Origin of the sequence: Canibacter zhuwentaonis (assembly GCF_018531145.1) — a bacterium.
In the GTDB taxonomy this organism is placed as follows: domain Bacteria; phylum Actinomycetota; class Actinomycetes; order Actinomycetales; family Microbacteriaceae; genus Canibacter; species Canibacter zhuwentaonis.
Genome location: NZ_JAHDSZ010000001.1, coordinates 1 through 20,707, shown reverse-complemented (window position 1 = coordinate 20,707; position 20,707 = coordinate 1). Strand labels below are relative to the sequence as shown.

18 protein-coding genes are annotated in these 20,707 nt (G+C 53.6%); 12 read left to right on the top strand and 6 right to left on the bottom strand.

Annotated elements, in window-relative coordinates; all coding sequences use genetic code 11:
* Nucleotides 1-7: 7 nt before the first annotated feature.
* From KJY78_RS00090 to KJY78_RS00080, 3 genes are all read right to left on the bottom strand, one after another.
* Nucleotides 8-1,777, bottom strand: coding sequence for an adenosylhomocysteinase (locus KJY78_RS00090; protein WP_214336230.1), 1,770 nt, complete (start codon nucleotides 1,775-1,777; stop codon nucleotides 8-10).
* A gap of 8 nt (nucleotides 1,778-1,785) precedes the next feature.
* Entirely contained in the window at nucleotides 1,786-2,469 is a 684-nt protein-coding gene (locus KJY78_RS00085; RefSeq protein WP_214336228.1) for an asparagine synthase, read from the bottom strand.
* A gap of 303 nt (nucleotides 2,470-2,772) precedes the next feature.
* On the bottom strand, nucleotides 2,773-3,852 hold the full coding sequence (locus KJY78_RS00080; protein WP_214336225.1) for an enoyl-CoA hydratase/isomerase family protein: 1,080 nt from the start codon (nucleotides 3,850-3,852) through the stop codon (nucleotides 2,773-2,775).
* 168 nt (nucleotides 3,853-4,020) lie between these two features.
* Here KJY78_RS00080 and KJY78_RS00075 point away from each other — a divergent pair, with 168 nt between their 5' ends.
* The 9 genes from KJY78_RS00075 to KJY78_RS00035 all read left to right on the top strand — a co-directional run bounded on the left by KJY78_RS00075 (nucleotide 4,021) and on the right by KJY78_RS00035 (nucleotide 13,008).
* Nucleotides 4,021-5,568 carry an ABC transporter substrate-binding protein gene (locus KJY78_RS00075; protein ID WP_214336223.1) on the top strand — a complete coding sequence of 516 codons (1,548 nt, stop codon included), beginning with the start codon at nucleotides 4,021-4,023 and terminating at the stop codon, nucleotides 5,566-5,568.
* Between the two features lie 15 nt (nucleotides 5,569-5,583).
* Nucleotides 5,584-6,546, top strand: coding sequence for an ABC transporter permease (locus KJY78_RS00070; RefSeq protein ID WP_214336220.1), 963 nt, complete (start codon nucleotides 5,584-5,586; stop codon nucleotides 6,544-6,546).
* Nucleotides 6,543-8,483: a dipeptide/oligopeptide/nickel ABC transporter permease/ATP-binding protein gene (locus tag KJY78_RS00065; protein ID WP_214336218.1), complete on the top strand. Its 1,941-nt coding sequence runs from the start codon at nucleotides 6,543-6,545 to the stop codon at nucleotides 8,481-8,483. The genes KJY78_RS00070 and KJY78_RS00065 overlap by 4 nt, the downstream gene beginning before the upstream one ends.
* Before the next feature lies 1 nt (nucleotide 8,484).
* A complete protein-coding gene (locus KJY78_RS00060) occupies nucleotides 8,485-9,237 on the top strand; it encodes an ATP-binding cassette domain-containing protein (protein WP_214336215.1) in 753 nt (250 codons plus the stop codon).
* A 16-nt stretch (nucleotides 9,238-9,253) separates the two neighbouring features.
* Complete coding sequence (aroA, locus tag KJY78_RS00055; RefSeq protein WP_214336212.1) at nucleotides 9,254-10,696, top strand: 3-phosphoshikimate 1-carboxyvinyltransferase; 1,443 nt, start codon at nucleotides 9,254-9,256, stop codon at nucleotides 10,694-10,696.
* Nucleotide 10,697: 1 nt separating this feature from the next.
* Nucleotides 10,698-11,741 carry a ribosome small subunit-dependent GTPase A gene (rsgA, locus tag KJY78_RS00050; protein ID WP_348771142.1) on the top strand — a complete coding sequence of 348 codons (1,044 nt, stop codon included), beginning with the start codon at nucleotides 10,698-10,700 and terminating at the stop codon, nucleotides 11,739-11,741.
* 18 nt (nucleotides 11,742-11,759) lie between these two features.
* Nucleotides 11,760-12,230, top strand: coding sequence for a thioredoxin-dependent thiol peroxidase (gene bcp / locus KJY78_RS00045; protein WP_214336209.1), 471 nt, complete (start codon nucleotides 11,760-11,762; stop codon nucleotides 12,228-12,230).
* Between the two features lie 153 nt (nucleotides 12,231-12,383).
* Entirely contained in the window at nucleotides 12,384-12,632 is a 249-nt protein-coding gene (locus KJY78_RS00040; RefSeq protein WP_214336206.1) for a WhiB family transcriptional regulator, read from the top strand.
* A 115-nt stretch (nucleotides 12,633-12,747) separates the two neighbouring features.
* Nucleotides 12,748-13,008, top strand: coding sequence for a GlsB/YeaQ/YmgE family stress response membrane protein (locus KJY78_RS00035; protein ID WP_214336187.1), 261 nt, complete (start codon nucleotides 12,748-12,750; stop codon nucleotides 13,006-13,008).
* 290 nt (nucleotides 13,009-13,298) lie between these two features.
* On the opposite strand, the gene KJY78_RS00030 is transcribed toward KJY78_RS00035, so the two are convergent.
* Nucleotides 13,299-14,126, bottom strand: coding sequence for an aldo/keto reductase (locus tag KJY78_RS00030; protein WP_214336184.1), 828 nt, complete (start codon nucleotides 14,124-14,126; stop codon nucleotides 13,299-13,301).
* Nucleotides 14,127-14,193: 67 nt separating this feature from the next.
* Here KJY78_RS00030 and KJY78_RS00025 point away from each other — a divergent pair, with 67 nt between their 5' ends.
* Together KJY78_RS00025 and KJY78_RS06840 are read left to right on the top strand one after the other, a co-directional pair.
* The gene (locus KJY78_RS00025; RefSeq protein ID WP_214336182.1) at nucleotides 14,194-14,376 is read left to right on the top strand and encodes a hypothetical protein; all 183 of its coding nucleotides are present in this window, start codon (nucleotides 14,194-14,196) and stop codon (nucleotides 14,374-14,376) included.
* A 1-nt stretch (nucleotide 14,377) separates the two neighbouring features.
* The gene (locus KJY78_RS06840; protein ID WP_214336883.1) at nucleotides 14,378-14,581 is read left to right on the top strand and encodes a DUF3418 domain-containing protein; all 204 of its coding nucleotides are present in this window, start codon (nucleotides 14,378-14,380) and stop codon (nucleotides 14,579-14,581) included.
* Between the two features lie 288 nt (nucleotides 14,582-14,869).
* Here KJY78_RS06840 and KJY78_RS00015 read toward each other — a convergent pair whose 3' ends face one another.
* A complete protein-coding gene (locus KJY78_RS00015; protein WP_214336179.1) occupies nucleotides 14,870-16,846 on the bottom strand; it encodes a hypothetical protein in 1,977 nt (658 codons plus the stop codon).
* Complete coding sequence (locus KJY78_RS00010; RefSeq protein WP_214336177.1) at nucleotides 16,767-17,705, bottom strand: SpaH/EbpB family LPXTG-anchored major pilin; 939 nt, start codon at nucleotides 17,703-17,705, stop codon at nucleotides 16,767-16,769. Before KJY78_RS00010 ends, KJY78_RS00015 begins: the two co-directional genes overlap by 80 nt.
* A 23-nt stretch (nucleotides 17,706-17,728) precedes the next feature.
* Between KJY78_RS00010 and KJY78_RS06745 the strand changes: the two genes are divergently transcribed.
* On the top strand, nucleotides 17,729-19,903 hold the full coding sequence (locus KJY78_RS06745; protein ID WP_214336175.1) for a SpaH/EbpB family LPXTG-anchored major pilin: 2,175 nt from the start codon (nucleotides 17,729-17,731) through the stop codon (nucleotides 19,901-19,903).
* Nucleotides 19,904-20,707 lie beyond the last annotated feature (804 nt).

The following is a 20,707-nucleotide window of genomic DNA, read 5'->3' as shown; positions in this document are numbered from 1 at the left end:
TTTTAGTTTATTTGTAGCGATGGATCTGCCAGGGCTGCGCCGCGCCGCCGATCCGCTGCTGTCGCTCCGGTGTCACACCAAAACCGCGCGCTTTCAGAGCTGCTTGTGCAACGGCAGATTCGGCCACAGTTGAAATTTCTAACACCCCGACCGGCGCGGATGGGTTTTGTAGCAGCTGCGCGAGAGCTGCCAGCTGGGTTGCAAAGGAGAGATCCATAACCTCAATAGGATTGCCCTCCGCTGCCGTGTAGTTTACCCCCGCACCGCCGGCAATAACCCCGCCGCGATACATTTTGCCGGCGGGGTCTATGAACCGCCGCGTGCCTTGCGAGCTGATTGGCACATGCCCAGTGTTAGTAATTACTCTCTTTGAACGCCTTATGTTACGGGCTTCAGCACATTCCATACAATAAATTTCACAGCTTAGACTCCAGCCCCGCTCAAATAGCTCATCGAGTGCGAGTTCATCATCAATACCGCCTGCCACAGCAAAAACAGCACGGTCGGCGCACGTGGCGAGCACATCCGCCCCGATAGTGTGCCACACACCCGTGGCGCTCACCCCGATAAACTTCCCCTCCGGCAAGCTCTGCTCTGTTATTACCTCGTAACCATCTGTGACCGCCGCCAGGGCGCGCACCGCATCGGTTTCAATAATCTGCACGCTGTTACCCAGCGCCCGCGCCGCGCGAGCAACGCCCTCGCCAACGGGTCCGTAACCCCACACAACCCAGTTTTTGCCGTATAAAGACCTGGGCAGCTCTGCCAAAATCGCAAAAACGCAGCTTTCACCGGTTCCCACGCGATTGTCAAACAGGGTTTTAGTGCGCGCGTTATTAACCGCAACAACGGGGATTTTAAGCTCACCTGCGGTCGCCATTTCAACGAGCGGACGCACCCCACTGGTGGTTTCTTCTGCCGCGCCAATAAGCTTGTTAAGCGCGGCAGGGAAGCTTGTGTGCGCGAGTCTAATAAGGTGCGAGCCGTCATCGATTAGCAGCGTTGAACCCCAGGCAAGAGCCGCCGCCGCGTGCTCTCTGTCAAGCTCTGCGGCGGATCCGCTATGCGCCACGGTGGGGGCAAAAACTTGTATTCCCTCATCCGCTAGGGTCTTAGCGACTGTAACATCGGTTTCTGAGACAGCGGCAAACACCCCAACACTAGCCCCGGTGTTTTTAAGGTGCATCGCAAGCGCTGCCGTTTTCGGCTCCAACAGCAGGCTCACGAGGATTTTCTGCCCCGTTAAATCGCCCAGCTGCATAGCCATTTCAGCAGTTACCGGCATTGCGCGCGCCGCCCATTTCAGACGCTGTGCAGCAGCGCTAGCAGCGAGCGGATCAGAGCTATCAACCAGCACGCTAACTCGCATGCCAGCCTCGTTTGCGTACTCAACAATTCCCGCACGCTGTTTTGGCACAGCGCTAAAACCCGCCTTTTCTAGGGCTGAACACAGCCTAGCAGGAGGCTCTTCTAGCGCCACATACAGCGTGGGAAGAGCGATTGCAGATCTCGTAAAAAGTATGCCCGTAACGTCTTTTGCAGCGGTGTAAAAAACAAAATCAACACGCTTCTCATCGCCGTTAAAATATTGAGAGTTTTCCACCTCAGTAACCCTGCCGCCAAGAGCTTTCAGCGCGTTCGCAAGCGCGCGCACGGTTTTATTTTCACGCTTGGGCGCGCACACAACTATTGCAGCTCCTGCAATCATGCGATTACCCGCTTTTGCCGCCGCTATAATAAAATCCCTGGCTGCGCTTTCGTTCTCTCCACAATTCATTTAATCCCCTACTCCTGCGCCCGGCACTGCTCCATAAACCGTTGCAGTGCTCGCTTAAACCACGATCTAGGCTGCTGGGTAGCAGCTGCGGGAGCTTCCTGCTGGACAGTTTCCGGCTTGCCATGCACCAGCTCGTGCAGATCTTTGCTGATTAGGTCGTTGATCCGCTGCTGCCGTACCCGCTTGTACTCGCTGCTTTTACCGCCGCCGTAATAGGGATGGCTGGCCTTTTCTTTGAGCGAGTCGCCGATTTCTTGCCAGGCAAGCTGCGTTGCCAGGGTCGCCACGCGCGCAACATACTGCGAATCCTGCGCTCGCTGCGCAAGTTCCTCAGCAACCCCCTCGTGCGCTTCTTCTCGATAGCGCAGTGCTTTGCGATCGAGCGCCCCAAACTCCGCCTCGCCCAGCGCCGCATAACCAGACATCTGGATATCGTCGCGCATCCGCCCAACCGTTGCCGCGTCAGACTCTCGCTCAAGCTTCAACTCCTGAATCGCTCGCCGCACAAGCGCCTGCGCCTGCTCTTCGCTGTAGGTGCGCTTGTGTTTGAGAACGTTGATAATAATATCGTTTTTAACCGTCATTTTAATTGCAACATCGGCAACGAGCAGACCCTGCTCGATAATCTCTGCGACGGGAGCCAGCTCCTGCGGTTGGATTTTTTTGGGCGCGCACTTTGCAGGTCGCTTCACAAATAAACTTTTTAGATTATTTAGCAAGCCCACAGACAACCCCCTATTTTTCTTTAAAGCCTATATTAGCGGTAAATGCTTACATAATTATTTATATATAAAATTGTGAGCAAAGCACAATGTTTCACGTGCCAAAAGCGCGCCATGCTCATCGCGCAGGACGCTCCGGGAGTACCCCACAGAGCACACCGGAACGCACGCCCCGAGCGGCGCGACTAAAAGCGCGCCGGGTTTCACCCACTGAGCGCGCCGAGCGCTCGCCTAAAATCCGCCGGAGCCGCACCGCACAGAACACGCCCAACTTCACAACTCAAAGCGCGCCTGCCAAGACGCTAAAATCTCCTGCTCCCTAATACTGGGCGGCGCGTCTAAAAACTCCGCAAGCTGCGCAGCGCTCGCATCCGCGATTGAACCGGGCACAAAATAGGGCTTATTGTCCTTATCAACAAGCCGTGCGCGCACCCCCTCAACGAAATTGCGGTGCAGCACAAAACGCCTAAAAACGAGCAGGTCAGAGCGCAGTATTTCAAGAGTGCTGCGCGCTTTTTCACGCAGGCGATAGATCCGCTCCAGCGCTACAGCCGCCGCTATCACACTCACGCTCGCAAAGGAGTCAAGCACCGTTTTCTTATCAGCATCATGCAGCAGCTCGCCAAACTCGCGCAGTCTTGTGAGCGGATCCGCCGCCGCAAGTGCCTGAAAATCGCGGTCGATGCTCGCGGCAAACTCAAACACGGGCGCTGCCGGCGCGGGCTCGCTGAGGCTCTCGCACACGCGCTGCGGATTTTCGCCCGCAAACAGTCGCCGCCGCAGCTCGGCGTGCAGCTTACTCGGAATATAGTAGTCGGCAAGCTGCGCCGCGAGCGCGTCGCCCGCCCTGAAATTCAAGCTGCATACCGCCACGAGTTCGCCAAAACAGTTGCCAGTGCGCGCCAAAAACTCGTTCATGCCGGCGTCTGGCACGCCGCCAATTCGCGTTTCGGGCATCGCCAAAAGGCTCGTTTCATCAACCACCCGATACCGCGCGTGTGCCCCGATGCCGAGCCCGCCACCCATTGTGACTCCGCCCATCAGCGCAACCACCGGCACGGGGCTTTTGGCGACCCAGTAGTCTTTTTCGTACTCGTCCATTAAAAACGCAGTCGCCGCAGCATCGTTGCCCGCAATAACCTTCACATCGCCGCCACCGCAAAACCCTTTCGGGCTGCTGCTGTCAAACAAAATCAGCTCGTGCGAATCTGCGCAACCTTTGATAGCGGATGTGATTGTGCTGCACATTTGCGCTGTTAGCGCGTTTAACTGCGCGGGTCGATTTAGCGTGATTTTAAGCACGCTATCACGCTCACTAACCTGCACCTGCGAAGCAATATCAGTGGTATTCATCACTATCCAGAATACTGCCGCTTAACTGATTAACCGCACAAAAGATATTTACAAAACTCGTTATTTTGTCAGGCGTATAACCGGTTTTCGCTCTCAAGTGGAGTATAATGCTTGATAATTTGTTTTTACCCAAAACAATGCCCAACCGCTACATAAGGATGCCTTAAAATGAGTCAGTCACAAAACAATGATAACGCGCTATCTGAAAAATACCAAAAACGCACGCAAACTAAGCAGACAAAACCGCTCTTAATTGCGCTCGCCGCAATTGCCACGCTCACGCTAATTCTGGTTGCGGCTTTTGCGCTCAACAGCGACAGGGCGAAACCGCAAAACATCACGGTCGGGCTAGTGCTGGAGCCAACCAACCTTAATATTCGCGAAACCGCCGGGGTTGCGCTCGACCAGATCCTGCTCGACAATGTTTATCAGGGGCTAATTGCGCTGAAACCGGGCACCGTTAACGAGTATGTGCCCAAGCTCGCGGCGAGCCTGCCAGAGGTGAGCGCGGATGGTAAAAGCTACAGTTTTAAACTGCGCAGCGGTGTTAAGTTCCACGACGGCAGTGAGTTTGACAGCGAAGATGTTGTGCACTCACTAACTCGCGGGCTAAACAAAGAAAAACTTAAGCTCGGCGGAGTTGAGGTGAAAGCAACCGGTAAATACGCTGTGACTGTAAACCTGAACGAACCCAACGCCATGCTCAACTGGCTGCTGGCGGGGCGCAACGGTATTATTTTCAGTTCAACCGAAAACAACGACCTTAACAATACCGCAATCGGCACAGGTTCTTTCACGCTGGCACAGTGGCAACAGGGCGACAGAATAACCCTGGCTAAAAATGAAAACTACTGGTCAGAGGCCGCTAAACTCGCGAACGTTACTTTCCGCTTTATTCCAGACGGTCGCGCCGCTGTGAACGCACTTAAAGACGGCACGCTCGACGTGCATACCGCGCTGGGGTCAAACCTGCGTGACGAGTTTGCAAACAACACAGAATACAAGCTCGTACGCGCTTCTAGCACTGACGTTTTCACTCTCGCCTACAACTCAAATCGCGCGCCGTTCAACAACCCTGACATTCGCAGGGCTGTGAGCATGGCGATAGACACCGACGCGATTATCCAGTCACAAAACGGCGGCGGACTCCCCCTGGGTTCTCCAATCACCGAGCTTGAGACGGGGTACAAAGACCTCACCGCGATTAATGCCTACGATCCGCAAAAAGCTCGCGAGGTGCTCACAGCAAACGGGCTGAGCGGATCCGCTATCACAATTACCGCGCCCAACTTCTACGATCAGGCTCCTCTCGACATTATCATTGAGCAGCTGCGCGCGGTTGGTTTTGACGCTAAACTGGAGCTGGTCGAGTTTAGCACCTGGCTGAAAAAAGTGTACAGCGACAAAGACTACGACATCAGCTATGTTGATCACGCCGAGGCAAACGATTTTGCGAACTACACAAACCCCGCCTACTATTTCGGTTTCAACAGCCCAGAAGTTGCAAAGTTGTACAAAAAGTCGCTGCTCGCCTTGGATACCAAAACCCAGGAGAAACTGCTGACCGAGGCAGCAACCCTGGTTGCCGAGCAGGCGCCCGCAAAATGGCTTTATAATTACACTCCAACGCTTGTGATTCGTAACGGTGTTACCGGGTTTCCAACGGCCAACACCAACTCGCGCCTCAACATGGAAGACGTGACCGCGAAAAAATAGTTTTGCGGTTTTAAGATGAGCGTGCTTCGCCAGATCCTGAAACAGTTTGTGCTTTTTATTTTTGGGTGGCTACTGGCGAGCATTCTCATTTTCGGCACGATCTGGCTGCTGCCCGGAGATGTTGCCCAGATAATCGGCGGCACCACCGCAACCCCTGCAGAAATCGCGGAAATTCGCACCCGGCTCGGGCTCGATCAGCCCCTGCACGTGCAGTATTTCAAATGGATTTTCGATTTTCTGCAGGGCAATCTGGGCACCTCGCTAATTTCGGGGCTTTCAATAGCGGATCAGCTAGCCTGGCGCGCCACAATCTCCCTGCCGCTTGTTGCGATGGCGTTTTTGATCACGCTTTTAATTGCCGTGCCGCTCGGATTCTGGGGCGGCTATCGCGCAGGTCACACGGGAGCGGATGTTGCCACAGCAAGCGGGTTTACTATTGCCGCCGCACCTCTTGTGTTGATCGCACTCATTATTATCTCCGTTTTCAGCCTGCGCCTTGGGGTTTTTCCAGCGCAGGGATTTAACCCCACCGGCTGGCAGGATCCGCTATCCGCGCTCCGCTCACTATTTTTACCCGCGCTCACAATCGGCATTATTGAGGCCGCAATAGTGTTTCGTTTTGTGCGCAGCTCTGTGCTCGACGCGGTGCGCTCAGCGCCGGTGCTAACGGGTATGAGTTTCGGGCTCACCAGAATGCAGGCGGTTTTGCGGTTTGGGATGCCGCAGGCGGGGCTTAACCTGCTGGGTGTTTTTGGGGTGCAGCTGGCAACTATGATTGTTTCCAGCGTTGTTATTGAGCGCCTCTACGCGCTCCCGGGAATTGGCAGTATGCTTGTTGCCGATATTGGCGGGCGCGATCTGCCCAAAGTCGCCAGCGTGCTGCTGCTAATAACCAGTTTCATTCTGGTGCTGGGCTTTATTATTGATCTGGCGCAAAAACTTATTGACCCGAGGCTTCGCACAGAGGTTAGAAAATGATCTCAAAACACTATTCAAAGCGGCTGCTGCTGGCGATTAAAAAAAACCGTTTCGCCGTGTTCGCGCTCACCGTGATCACGCTCACCTGCGCGGCAGCCCTTGCGTCTTACTTTTTTACCCCCTATGACCCCGCCGCTACACTAACTGGCAAACTGTGGCAGCCCTCATCAGCTGAGCACCTCTTAGGCACCGACGGCAGCGGGCGCGATACTCTCTCGCGACTGCTTGCGGGAAGCCGCATAACCATTGCGGTGGCGCTTTCGTGCGGGGTTTGCGCCGCGCTGTTGAGCATTCTATTGGCGGCGCTCACAGTACGCGGTCCCCGCATTTTGCAGGGCATCTCAAGCGTTGTGATCGACGTTCTAATCGCTTTTCCAACGTTGCTGGTGGCGATTATGCTGGTGGCGGCAATTGGCAACGGTTTCTGGACGGTGCTTATCAGCCTGTCGCTGGGCGGCGGGGTTGCGCTCAGCCGCAATTTGCGCGCGCAGCTCGCGCAGGTGCTGAAACTCGACTATGTTATGACCGCGACGGTGAGCGGCATTAACCAGCACACCGTGTTCTGGCGGCACGCGGTTAGGAGCGTGCTCCCTACCGTGTACACACAGGGCGCGCTCGTCGCTGGAAGCGCAGTGTTGGCAGAGTCGAGCCTGTCATACCTCGGGTTTGGACTCGCCCACGACACTGTCTCGTGGGGAAAAATGCTGGCACAGTCGCAGCAGGCTATCAATCTGTATCCGCTGGCAACTTTCGTGCCGGGCATTGCGCTCACCCTGTTCGCACTGTCCTGCTTCATTCTGGGTGATATTCTGCGGTATACGGCGGATCCGCGAGCCACCGCCGCAAGCCCGCTCGACACCCCAAAGGTCACGGGTATTCGGAATACGGGCGTAACTCAGGTTGCTGGTGCGGATCCGGTTGCGAGCGCGAGTCCAGTTACGGGTGCAGACCTAGTTGCTGCCAGAACTCCGGCAGCTCAGACCGCCCAGGCAGCCGACGCAACAGTCGCGGCGAATCAGTCGGTCAGCGCGTATCTTGAACTGCGCAAGCTCAGCATCGCCAACGAACAGGGGCAAAAAATCGTAGGTCCTCTGCATCTTAGCGTTAAAAAAGGCTCGCGTACCGCGCTAATTGGTGCGTCCGGCAGCGGCAAAACCATCACCGCGCTGGCAATTGCGCAGCTGCTGCCGCAGCACCTGCAAACTCGAGGAAGTATATTTTTTGAAGCGCGCGACACAACCCAGCTCACCGACGACGAGTGCGCCAAGCTGCGCGGCGCAGAAATCGCCTACGTTTTTCAAGAACCAAAAACGGCGCTTAACCCGGTTATGAAAATCGGCTCGCAGATAACAACCGCGCTACGACACCACTACCGGCTAAGTCCGCCAGAAACAGCAGCCGAGCTACAAAAACTCGCGCAACAGGTGGGGCTCGCACCGCACCTGCTTAAAAAGTATCCGCACGAGCTTTCAGGCGGACAGCGCCAGCGCGCCGCTATTGCTGCGGCGCTGAGCGCTGATCCGCAACTGCTAATTGCCGATGAAATTACCAGCTCGCTCGATGCCACAGTGCGCGTGCAGATTCTCGAGCTGCTCAAGAATTTGACCAGCTCGGGTTCACGCACCCTGCTTTTTATAACTCACGATATGGCGCAGGTGCGGCAGCTCGCCGATCACGTTGTGGTTATGGATCAGGGCGCAATAGTTGAGGCGAACACCGCCGCCGAGTTTTTCGCGCGCCCACAGCACCGGGTGAGCAAGCAGCTGCTCGCGGCGAGCCTTATTAAAACGACCGTGCGAGGCACCCCCGTATCAGGCACATCCGCTGCGGAAACCCCCGCATCCAATAAAACCACTCCCAATACCGCCGCGCGCAACACCACCGCACCAGAAGCATCCGCACCAGGCACAACCGTGCCGAACACAGAGGTATCCTAACATGACAGCTCCCGCGGTTTTTGAGTTGCGCAACGCCAGCAAACAGTACGACGCACACACAACAGCGCTGCAAAACGTTTCGCTCACAGTTGCAACAGGCGCGCGCCTGGCAATAGTTGGCGGATCAGGCAGCGGCAAAACAACCCTGCTCAACACACTGCTCGGAATTGTCACACTGAGCAGCGGCGAGTGCCTATTCAGAGGCGCTGCAATAAATCCTGCGCGAGCGCACACACTAAAGCGGTTGCGGGCTGAAACCGGGGTTATTTTTCAAGATCCCGGAAGCGGTTTTAACCCCTTTTTACCGCTCCGTAAAAGCCTGCTAGAGCCCGCAAAAAACCAGCGCAACCGGGATCAGAAACTCGCCCAGCTGCTCGCGCAAATGCACCTGCCAGCAGACGCACCCGAGCGTTTTCCGCACGAGTTTAGCGGCGGCCAGCGCCAACGCCTGGCCGCTGTGCGCGCGCTCATAACAGATCCCGCAATTGTTATCGCCGACGAGCCGGTGAGCGCACTAGATGTGCTCGCGCGGCAGCAGTTTATTTCCGCGATCAGCAGCGCGGTCAGCTCACGCAAAATCACGTTTATCACGGTAACTCACGATCTGGCAATTGTGCCGCTGCTGGCCGACACTATGGCGGTGCTAAAAGACGGTGAAATTGTTGAGCAGGGGGAAGTTGAGCGCGTTTTGCGCGATCCGCAACACCCTTATACAACCGCGCTAACTCGCGCCGCTGGAGGAATCCTAGGATAGCGGGTAGGCTAAAATTATGTTTATAGCTAATAAATTGCGGAGCATTGAAACAGCGGCCGCCGCTCCCGGCGGCGTGTGGCTCGCGCTGCAGCCAACAGCGCGGCTGCGCGGCACGGTTACGCTGCCCGGCTCAAAATCGCTCACCAACAGGGAACTGATTCTGGCAGCTCTCGCCGACGGTCCCAGCACTCTGAGCGGGGTTTTAAGGTCGCGCGACACGGATTTGATGATCGCCGCGCTCGAGGCGCTGGGCGTAAAAATTAGCAAACTCACAACAAAAGACACGCTCAATTACAAGCTCGCAATCACCCCTCCCGCAGAGCTTACGGGCCCCGCCACGATTGACTGCGGGCTGGCGGGCACTGTAATGCGGTTTATGCCTGCTGTGGCGACCCTTGCCACCGGCCCTGTCGCCTTTGATGGCGACCATTACGCGCGCAAACGCCCAATGCGCCCGGTGCTCGCGGCTCTTGTCGACCTCGGGGCGGATATCGCCTCTGACGGCAGGCACGCGCTCCCCTTCACCGTGCACGGCAGGGGCGCGCTTGAGGGCGGCCGGGTACGCCTTAACGCATCACAGTCAAGCCAGTTTGTTTCGGGGCTGCTACTGGCGGCGGCGCGATTTAAGCAGGGCATGCACATCATGCATACTGGCGATAAGCTCCCCAGCCTGCCGCATATTGAAATGACCCTGGCTGCCCTTACAGCCCGGGGCGTTACAACCGCAGCCGAGCACCCCGGCGAATGGCGCGTGCAACCGGGCACAATAGCAGCTCGCGATCTAACAATCGAGCCTGACCTATCAAACGCGGCACCGTTTTTAGCCGCCGCGCTGGTTACCGGCGGCACAGTGCGCATCCACAACTGGCCAGCTACAACAACCCAGATTGGTGACCGCCTGCGCGAACTGCTGCCGCTGTTTGGCGCGGCAGTTAAGCTCTCACAGGGCACGCTCACAGTCAGTGGCACGGGCAAAATTAAAGGCGTGAAACTGCACCTGCCAGATGCCGGGGAGCTTGCACCAAACCTCATCGGGCTTGCCGCGCTTGCCGATGAGCCGAGCGAAATCACTGGTATCGGGCACATCCGCCACCACGAAACCGACCGCATCAGCGCGCTCGTTGCCGAAATTAACGCCCTCGACGGCAAGGCACAGGAGCTTAGCGACGGCATTAAAATCACACCGGCGCGCCTCAACCCGGGTGTGTGGCGCAGCTACGCGGATCACCGCATGGCGACAACCGGCGCGCTAATCGGGCTTGCCGTGCCGGGAGTTGAGATTGACGACATCGGGTGCGTTTCTAAAACAATGCCCGATTTTGTGCGGATGTGGGGGCAGCTGTTGCGCGGCGAGCAGCTCGCATCCGCCGCAACTGCTGTAACCTCCGCCGCAACCCTGCTGCTTCCCGAAAACGCGCTCACGAGCATTCCAATGCCTGACACCGATTGTGACCGCTAGCGTGCCAGCCTGGTTAGACGACTCAGCCGACCGCTACGAGCACTACAGCGAGCGGGTGCGGATTCGCCCCAATCCGAAAGCCAACCGCCCCCGCACCAAAACTCGCCCCGCCCATAAAAACGCCGTAACCGGTATGGTTACCGGGGTTGATCGGGGGCGCTACACCGTGATTTTGGAGGCGGATACGCCCGCCTCCCGCACTGTTGTTTGTGCGCGAGCGCGTGAGCTGGCAAAAACGGCGATTGTTATTGGTGACAGCGTGCAGGTTGTTGGCGAGCTTTCTGGCGCGACAGGCTCGCTCGGCAGAATTGTGCGGGTTAATCCGCGGCGTACCCTGCTGCGACGCAGCGCCGACGACAGCGACCGCGTAGAGCGGGTTATGGTAGCCAACGCAACACAGCTGCTGGTTTTAACCGCGGCCGCCAACCCGGCACCGCGCGTGGGGCTTGTGGATCGCTCGCTCGTGGCCGCTTACGACGCGGGAATAATCCCGATGCTGTGCGTTACTAAAACCGATTTGGCAGATCCGAAAGGGTTTTTGCGCCACTTCGAGGGGCTTGATCTTGAGATTTTCACAACCACCAAAACCGACTGGCAGTTGGATCGGTTGCGCGCTAAGCTGGCTAGCAACACAACAGTTTTTATAGGGCATTCAGGCGTTGGCAAATCAACTCTGATTAACGAGCTTGTGCCGGAGGCGAGCCGTGCCACGGGTCGAGTTAACACTGTCACCGGGCGCGGCAGGCATACTTCTTCATCGTCTGTGGCGTTTCAGTGCGATTTTGGGGCGGATACCGGCTGGGTTATTGACACCCCGGGCGTGCGTTCTTTTGGGCTTGGTCACGTGAGCGAATCCGCTATTATCAACAGTTTTGACGGGCTTAGCGAAATTACAGCGGATTGCCCCAAGGGGTGCTCGCACAGCGCCGTGACTAACGGCTGTGAGCTTAACAGCCCGGAGACGCTGGCGGTGTTAAGCTCGGCACAGCTACAACGGCTGAAGTCACTGCGGAATTTGCTCAGCTCAAGCTCTGCTGTCATCTAGTTTTGCTATTATTTAGCCATGATTAACTCACTCAAAAAAGGTGACACGGCCCCGGGCTTCACACTCTTAGACCAGCACGGTAAAGAGCGGCAGGCGGCAGAGTTTAAGGGCAAGAAAACGATTATTTTCTTTTATCCGGCGGCAATGACTCCGGGGTGCACAAAAGAAGCCTGCGATTTTAGAGAGAGCGAATCGGCGTTGCTCGCCGCAGGGTATCAGCTTATCGGTATTTCCAAAGACCTACCACAGAAGCTCGCGAAGTTTAGCGAACGTGACAGTCTCGAGTATCCCCTGCTGAGCGATCCTGAGCTGATTGTGCACAGCGAATTTAACGCATACGGCGAAAAGAAACTGTACGGCAAAATTGTGCAGGGAGTTATTAGGTCGACTTTTATTCTCGACGAGAACTGGGTTGTTGTTGAGGCGCTGCACAATGTTAAAGCGACCGGTCACGTTGCGCGGATTCGCAAACTAGTGGGGCTAGATTAGCCATTAAGTTTTTAGTTTTTGCACGAACTAAAAATAAATGCTTGAAATTGTAAATTATTTGTGCGAATATGTTATTTCAGAATAGTTTTAGAGTTGCGCTGAGCAAAACTCTAAAATGTTTCGTGTTTAACTTTTACACAAGAGGGAGCAATTATGAACTGGCGCGAAAAAGCCGCTTGTTTGACGGTGGATCCTGAGCTGTTCTTCCCCGCGGGCACCACTGGCAACTCCCTGGATCAGATTGAAGCCGCTAAGGCCGTGTGTGCCCGCTGTGTTGTAACGGATATGTGCCTGCGGTACGCGCTTGATTCTAATCAAGATTTTGGAGTCTGGGGTGGGCTTAGTGAGGAAGAGCGGCGCACTCTGAAACGTCGTGCGGCTCGCGCGCGGCGAGTGATATAACGTTCACGCATCAGGTTAATAACAAGATGGCAACGTTTAACGAAATCCTCATTTTTCGTTCACTTTTTCTTATACTATTGTAATATACATTACTTTTATTGAAAGGTTTGTAATCATGGGCTTTATTCCGTTTATTATTCTGGGTCTAATCGCTGGTGCTATCGCTAAGCTAATTTTGCCGGGACGTCAGGGTGGCGGCTGGTTCGCAACTATGATTCTCGGCGTTGTTGGAGCACTCGTTGGCGGCTGGCTCGGCGGTCTCTTGTTCAACCTGAACCTGGAAAACTTCTGGTCTTTCCAGTCATGGGCGCTTGCCATCCTTGGTTCGCTGCTCGTGCTTTTTGTGTGGGGTCTTATCACTCGCAAAAAGAAATAATCGCGTAAGAAAATAAAAATGGAGGGGGCTTACCCCCTCCATTTTAGCCTCGTTTTGCAGCGAAGTTTGCAGCGGTTTGAGCAATGCCCGCGTGTGTTTGGGCAGTGCTCGCATTGGTTTTAGCAATGCCCGTGTGTGCCCGCCTTGGTTTAAGCCAAGCTCGCGGCAATTTGAATGGCGTCTGCGGTGGCTGAGTTGCTGCAGTTTGCGGCAGCCAGGAAAGCCTCCAGCTGCGACAACACACCCAAAACTGCGACGACCCGGCTAGACCCGGCTAAAACCGCGAAAGTTTAGCCGTTGAAATCGTACGGGTTCGATCCGCTCGCCGCAACAATTTCCAGTGCGTCAAGCTCGAGCATCTGTTCACTAGTCAGCTCAAAATCTAGCGCCTTGGCGTTTTCTGCGAGCCGCGCAACCCGGCTCGTCTTAGGAAACACAATCAGCCCGTGCTGCAAATGCCACCGCAAAACAACCTGCGCCGCGGTGACATTGTGCGCCTGCGCGGCCTTAACAACCGCACGCTCCTGCATCAGCTCAGCTCTGCCCCGGGCGAGCGGACTCCAACTCTCCACGGCGATCTCGTGCGCGGCACAAAAATCGCGCAGCTTGCGGCGCTGATGGTGCGGGTGCACTTCAATCTGATTAACCGCGGGAACAACCCCGGTCTCTGCCATGATCCGCTCCAAATGCGGGATCTCAAAATTAGAAACGCCGATGCTTTTCACAAGCCCGCGCTGCTGCGCCTCAATAATGTCTTGCCATGCACGCCACGCCGTGCCGAGCTTGGGAACTGGCCAGTGGATCAGAAATAGATCTACGCTCTCCAGCTGCAACCGCTCAAGACTGCGTTGCAGCGCGCCTATTGCGTCGTCGTGCTCGTCGTGCCAGAGTTTAGTTGTAACCCAAACATCATCGCGCGCAACCGAACTGGTCGCAAGCGCCTGCCCCACTTCGACCTCGTTACGGTATATTTTTGCGGTATCGATGTGCCGATACCCAAGCTCAAGGGCCGCGCCCACTATTTCTAAGGTGTTAGCAGGCTCAAGTTTGTAAGTACCCACCCCCAACTGCTGTATTTTGCGACCGTCACGCAATTTTACTTCTGGAATTTGCAACATCGTTTATCTCCCGCCAAAACACTAAACATTAACACGTGCAACTTTAGCCCTTAAACTTGAACATCTAATGCCCCATCATAAATCCGCTCCCGAGAACACCACCGCAGCAGCAACGCCCGCAACCGCGCAGGAAGCAACAATCGCATCCGCGCCCGAAACCGCTCCCGAGAACACCGCCGCAGCGCACACAGCAGAATTAAACCCGCAGCTGCCCGTGAGTCAGCAGCTGGCATACACCTCCCCTCCTTGAGATTCTAGCGCTCGAAATTAGACGCGCCGCAGGCGCTCCTGTAACCGCCGCAGATTTTGAGCCGGAGCGCCTGCCAGCCCACCTACTGCCAAACTACAGGCTTGTAACGGCGCAGGACAAAACGCTCACAATCGACAAGGATCCCGCACAGCTACAGAGCAAATATGCGCAGACCGCCGCAAAACACTGCACAAGACCGATTTAGAACAGCGCGAGCTGCGCCCACCTGGGCGGTGTTTAAGAGGCTTACTAGCAACGATATTCTTCGCTCTGTAGCGGCGAAAATAAGCCACGGTGCGAGCAAATATCAGCGCAGCAGGATTTTAAGCTCGCGTGCGAGACGTACGCAAAGCGCGTGCTCAACGAAAGCTACGAACCGGTGACGCTGGTAGCGAATATTCTGCAGCTCTTGTGCGATGCCCACCGCGCCATTGACACGGCAAAATCACTAAACACGCTCCCCCAGGCGACAAACGCCAAAGCGCAACTGAACTCACTGATTTTTACAAGCGGATCGGGTAGCGGTTTTGTATCTCCCGGCTACAACACCAATCACAAGTACGCCTGCTCCTGTTAGATATAGCCAGTCGGTTGCGATTCCGCCGGTGAGTGGTAGTGGTGGTGCTACGGCCATGAATTTGCGTTGTAAACGAACTGTGTGTTGAACTGTGGCGTCCATCATAACCTGTTGCAGTTGATACACCGACGGGGTTTGGCTGGTGAACTCCCAACCATCAGGGGCTGTCATGTTGAGTACTGTTACTGTGCAGTTGCTACCAGCCCATACCTTATTATCCACAACCTGGGAAGCCCCTGCGCCGTTAGTAAGTTGGGCGTAGTTGAGCCTGTACGTGAAAGTATTGTTATGTTGAAACGGGGTAACACAGTCGATACTACCCGACACTGTCACAACACCCGTGGTGGGGCGTTCTCCTTCGGGTCTGACAACAAGTGAGACTGTGACCCTTTTGTTTGTGACATTAAAGCTTGCTTGTGAACGGTTATTGTTTTGGTTAGCGTCTGTAAACGTCGTGCTAGTGGTTGCAGTGAAACTACGGCTGTTAGCATCGAAGAACCCTGCTTTGCCTGTAACGGTTACTTTAATGCTACCTCCGGCTGGAATCCGCGGTATGGTTGCTGTTACCGTGTGACCGTTTGCGTTGTACACCCACTGGCCGGGGCATGTGGCACGCCCAGTGGTAGTGCATACCGAGTTTACTGTGGCGGCAGTGTTTACAAACCCGTCCCGGGGTAGTTGGATTGTAACGGGGATGTTAGTAGCTTGGTTACCGGTAGCTGTGATTGTTGATATTACCCGTACCGGCTGGCCTGCGGCTACTGTTGGTGTGGGGGTGGTTGTTTCGGTGGATACTTCGATTGGTATTTTTTCAACCTCCAACCGTATTGTGGCGGTGCGTGAGCTGGTGATGTTTGATTCTGTTTGGGTGATACGGTCGGGTGTTTTCCATCTCCAGCCTGCTGGAACAGCACCCTTAACAATGGTTATCACACAGGTGCTACCTGCATCAACCATGTTGTTTAATTCTCTGTTCCATTTGCCGCCTGCTAGTTCGTTGTGTTTTAGAGTAAACCTAAGATTAGTACGCCTGTCTGATTGGCCTTGGGGGTTAATGCATAAAACCTCGCCTGTTACAACAACCTGTCCTTCGGTGAGCCCTACAGGCTGAAACGAAGCCTTCAACACCGTTTTACGGGGTACAATCCGAAACACCGCTTGAGAGGGAGTGGCGGTGAAAGGTTCTTGCACATCATTAACACGAGAATTGGTTTTGTCGATGTAGGTAAAATCTAAAAGCCCGTTAGCGGTAGTCCTAACTGTGTGGGATGTGTTGGGTGTGCCTGTTACTGTTCCTGTTATGTTAAGTTCCTCAAAAAGCTGGTACTCACCGCCGTACTTATAGTGGGGGGTGGGTGTGGGGAAACTACCGGTGAGCGTACGTGACTGTGTGTTGTAGTTCCATTGGAAACCATCTTGTGTGCATTGCGACCGGTTTGTGCAGTCTCTTGTGAAGGGGCCTCTGTTGAGTGTTTCATTTGAGATTGTAAACCCGGTGGGTAGTTGAACACTGAAGTTGATTTTAACAGTATACGAATCCTGATTGGATTGAATATCCTGCACCTCCTGGTACGCCGTATTGTTATACCTGAATGATACTTGGATGCTGGCTTTTTCACCGGGATAGTATTGTTGTTTGCTGGTTGTTGTTGTGCTTGTGACTAGATCTGCGATGATGGTGGTGCGGTTTATTCCGGCTGGTAGTTGTGTAGTGTGTGGGGGGTTTGTTGCTGGTTTGGTTTTGCTTGTGTTGTTTGCACCAGTGTTGTTTGGTTGTAGGCTTGCAGTAGTTGTGGTGGGTTTAACAGGTTTATCACCTGCTACTGGCAGCATGGTGTTTTGCCCGGCTGCAACACCCACCCCAGCAACGGTTTGCCCTGTTTGGTGCACCACCCGGACCACCACCCTGTCCTGGGTCTGGGGTTTGCTGTGTAGTGCCACCTCCATCAGAAGTTTCGATCTTCACCTTAGCGGTGTTTACAATCTTCCCGGAGCCATTAACTTTGGTTGTGATTTTGAATGTAACAGTCTGACCTCCTGTGAGATTTTCTGGGTTATCTAAGTGACCTGCTAGGTTTCGGCCTCCGTCACCTGTGGATGTAATGGTTACATCAACCTCCGTGCCGTCTACCTGCGCGGTAGTGGGTGCAACGTATTCTAGGCCTTCCTGTAGCTGGTCTGTGAAGCTTACCTCTGTGAATGTTTCACCTGGTTGGAGTTCTGGTAGTACTTGTGTGATAGTCCAGGTGACACTGTCACCGATTTTTGTGGCGTTTGTAGCGTCTAGGGTTTTAGATGGTTTAGCGCTGACAGTGTTTTTTGGGTAGACGTGTACGTTATAGTTCCACGCGTTGTTGCCGTTTGGGTGGGGGACGGTAACAATAAAAGGCGCAGCCTTTTTAACCACATTATCGGGAGCATTGGTTTCTGTAACCAGATAAGCACCAACAGCAAGATCACTGAATGTGGCTTCCCCGTTGTCGTTTGTTGTTTTAATAGTTTCAGACCCCATAACTACCCTGTTTTTAGCATCGTCCGGGGTTAGGGTTTTAAGCGTTTCCCAGTCGGTGTTTTTTGTGAGATTAAGATTGAGTTTTTGAATCTTAAACTCTACCCCAGCAATCGCATCCCCTCGAGGGGGTGGGTTTTCAGGTTGTCCTGTGCCGGGGTTGCCTTGAGGGCCTTGTTGTTTGTGTTTGTGCACAATAATCGAACCCTGCTGGTTTGCGTCAATATCACCGGGCGCAGTCACACCCATTCCGGGTGGTGGCCCGGGTGGTTTACCAATCAGGGCAAACCGTTGGGGTGGGTGTTGCAACAGGGCAAAACACGCTGCTGCAAGTAGCAGGTGGTGAACCTGTTAAACCCACCACAACTACCACCAGCCTACTACCAGGCAACACTGGTGCAAACAACACAAGCAAAACCAAACCAGCAACAAACCCCCCGCACACTACACAACTACCGGCCGGAATAAACCGCACCACCATCGCGGATCTAGTCACAAGCACAACAACAACCGACAAAACAGAATACTATCCCGGTGAAGCAGCTAGCATCGAAGTAAGATTCAGCTACAACGATGCGGCGTACCAGCAGGTGCAGGATATTCAACCCGACGTGTTTAATTATACTGGTGACGTTAATTTCAGTGTTCAACTACCCGCCGGGTTTGCAATCTCACAAGAAACACTCAACAAAGGCCCCTTCTTGGTAAAGGATTGCACAAACCAAAGGCAATGCACACAAGATGGTTTCCAATGGAGCTACAACACACAGTCGCGCACGCTCACCGGTAGTTTCCCCACACCCACCCCCCACTATAAGGACGGCGGTGAGTACCAGCTTTTTGAGGAACTTAACATAACAGGAACAGTCACAGGCACACCCAACACATCCCACACAGTTACCACTACCGCTGATGGGGTTTTAGATTTTATTTACATCGACTTTAAAACCAATTCTCGTGTTAATGATGTGCAAGAATATTTCACCGCTATTCCTTCTGACGCTACGTTTCGTGTTGTTCCCCGTAAAACCACGCTAACAGCCTCGTTCACACCTGTGGGACTCACCGAAGGACAGATTGTTGTAACAGGCCAGGTTTTATGCATTAACCCCCAACGCCAATCAGACAGGCGTAACATCATGTTTACTCTAAAACACAACCAGCTAACAGGCGGCAAATGGAACAGAGAATTAAACAACATGGTTGATGCAGGTAGCACCTGTGTGATAACCATTAACAAGGGTGATGTTCCAGCAGGCTGGAGATGGAAAACACCCGACCGGATCACCCAAACAGAATCAAACATCACCACACCACGCACCACCACAATACGGCTGGAGGTTGAAAAAATACCAATCGAAGTATCCACCGAAACAACTATTGTGCACAAACACAAACAGCAAGGCCCTCAAGGCAACCCAGGCACAGGACAACCTGAAAACCCACCCCCTGCGGGGGATGCGATTGCTGGGGTAGAGTTTAAGATTCAAAAACTCGATCTTGATCTCACACAAAACACCGACTGGATGACGCTTAAAAATTTAACCGTTGATCAAGCTAAAAACAGGGTAGTAGCGGGGTCTGAAACTACCCAAACAACAAACGATAACGGGGAAGCCACATTCAGTGATCTTGATATTGGTGCTTATCTGGTTACAGAAACCCAGGCTCCCGATAATGTGGTTAAAAAGGCTGCGCCTTTTATTGTTACCGTACCCCACCCAAACGGCAACAACACGTGGAACTATAACGTACACGTCTACCCAAAAAACACTGTTAGCGCTAAACCAACTAAAACCCTAGACGATACAAACGCCATAAAACTCGGTGACAGTGTCACCTGGACTATCACACAAGTACTACCAGAACTCCCACAAGGTGAAACATTCACAGAGGTAAGCTTCACAGACCAGCTACAGGAAGACCTAGAATACGTTGAAACTACCGCGCAGGTTGACGGCATGGAGGTTGGTGTAACCGTTACCGCCACAGGTGACGGGGGTCGAAACCTAGAAGGTCACTTAGATGACACAACAACCCTTAGGGGAGGTGAGACTGTTACATTCACAATCACAACCAAAGTTAATAAACCCGGGAAGATTGTAAACACCGCTAAGGTGAAGATCGAAACTTCTGATGGAGGTGGCACTACACAGCAAACCCCTACAGACCCGGGTGGTGGTCCGGGTGGTGCACCAACCCTCATCTACGGGTACTTTGATATACAAAAATATGTTAAAGACACCATGATCGCAATATCAGGCGCAACCTTCGAACTCTACACCGGTAACACCTGCACAACTAAAGTAGACCTACAAGAAACCCTTATAACACGCGATACGGGTAAACTAGTTTCACCCATCCCGGTTAAAGCCGGCACATACAGCATAAAAGAAATTAAAGCCCCAAAAGATGTTCAAGTAGTATGCTGCACAGTTTAATCATTTCTTGAAAACTAAATTTTTAATAGTGAAGTCAAAAAGCTGCGCTCTACTATTTCTTTGGCTACCTTCGTAATCACTCAATCTTAAAACTCATTCAGCGCATCATATAACGCTTGATACTTAAATTTTCATGGCGATAACCATGCTGTAATTTTTTGTGGCGTAACTTTCACCCCCGCGTATATAAAACAATTAACGTCCGCTGGTCAAGATTTAAGGCACAAGGTTAGATTAGTTGATTTCTAGACTACACAAGAAAAAGGGGAGGTGGTAGGCCGTTCCAATCCGCACCCTTGTTAGTTGCGTATAGGGGATGGTCTTGTTTTAGTGGGTTTATAGCGCGTACAGACAGTGTGTGGTGGCTGTATCTAACCAGCGCTGGTGTGCTTGTAAAGGGTGTTATAGCCTGTTTGCGGCACGCAGACGGTCACGGGTAGGGTGAACGGCGTGGTTGAGTTAGTCAGCCCCTGACTGGGTGTTAAGAGCACAAGGTTAAGCCAATTTCTAGGTCAAGAGGGGGTGCGGGCTGTTCCAGCCCGCACCCCCTCTTTTTAGGTGTAATCAAAGTTTTGAGGTTATACTGGTTTGACTTTTAGCGGTGCGGAAGGTAGTTTAATAGTGGATTTGTTTTGTTAAAGCTAAAGCTTGGAGCTTTCACAGGTTTCAGGTGTTTATTTGGAGGTTGTTTTGACTGGTGTGGTTTCTTTGCTGTTGCAGGCACGGGGTGTTGTTTCAAACATTCTCACACTAGCGCTGGTGTTCAGCACACTAGTTAGTGCGCAAACAGGGCAAACCGTTGCT

Bases quoted from the DNA above. Each gene is read 5' to 3' on its own strand.
- KJY78_RS00090 (WP_214336230.1), bottom strand. From the start codon at position 1,777: ATGAATTGTGGAGAGAACGAAAGCGCAGCCAGGGATTTTATTATAGCG.
- KJY78_RS00080 (WP_214336225.1), bottom strand. From the start codon at position 3,852: ATGAATACCACTGATATTGCTTCGCAGGTGCAGGTTAGTGAGCGTGAT.
- KJY78_RS00075 (WP_214336223.1), top strand. From the start codon at position 4,021: ATGAGTCAGTCACAAAACAATGATAACGCGCTATCTGAAAAATACCAA.
- KJY78_RS00070 (WP_214336220.1), top strand. From the start codon at position 5,584: ATGAGCGTGCTTCGCCAGATCCTGAAACAGTTTGTGCTTTTTATTTTT.
- KJY78_RS00065 (WP_214336218.1), top strand. From the start codon at position 6,543: ATGATCTCAAAACACTATTCAAAGCGGCTGCTGCTGGCGATTAAAAAA.
- KJY78_RS00060 (WP_214336215.1), top strand. From the start codon at position 8,485: ATGACAGCTCCCGCGGTTTTTGAGTTGCGCAACGCCAGCAAACAGTAC.
- aroA (WP_214336212.1), top strand. From the start codon at position 9,254: ATGTTTATAGCTAATAAATTGCGGAGCATTGAAACAGCGGCCGCCGCT.
- bcp (WP_214336209.1), top strand. From the start codon at position 11,760: ATGATTAACTCACTCAAAAAAGGTGACACGGCCCCGGGCTTCACACTC.
- KJY78_RS00040 (WP_214336206.1), top strand. From the start codon at position 12,384: ATGAACTGGCGCGAAAAAGCCGCTTGTTTGACGGTGGATCCTGAGCTG.
- KJY78_RS00035 (WP_214336187.1), top strand. From the start codon at position 12,748: ATGGGCTTTATTCCGTTTATTATTCTGGGTCTAATCGCTGGTGCTATC.
- KJY78_RS00030 (WP_214336184.1), bottom strand. From the start codon at position 14,126: ATGTTGCAAATTCCAGAAGTAAAATTGCGTGACGGTCGCAAAATACAG.
- KJY78_RS00025 (WP_214336182.1), top strand. From the start codon at position 14,194: ATGCCCCATCATAAATCCGCTCCCGAGAACACCACCGCAGCAGCAACG.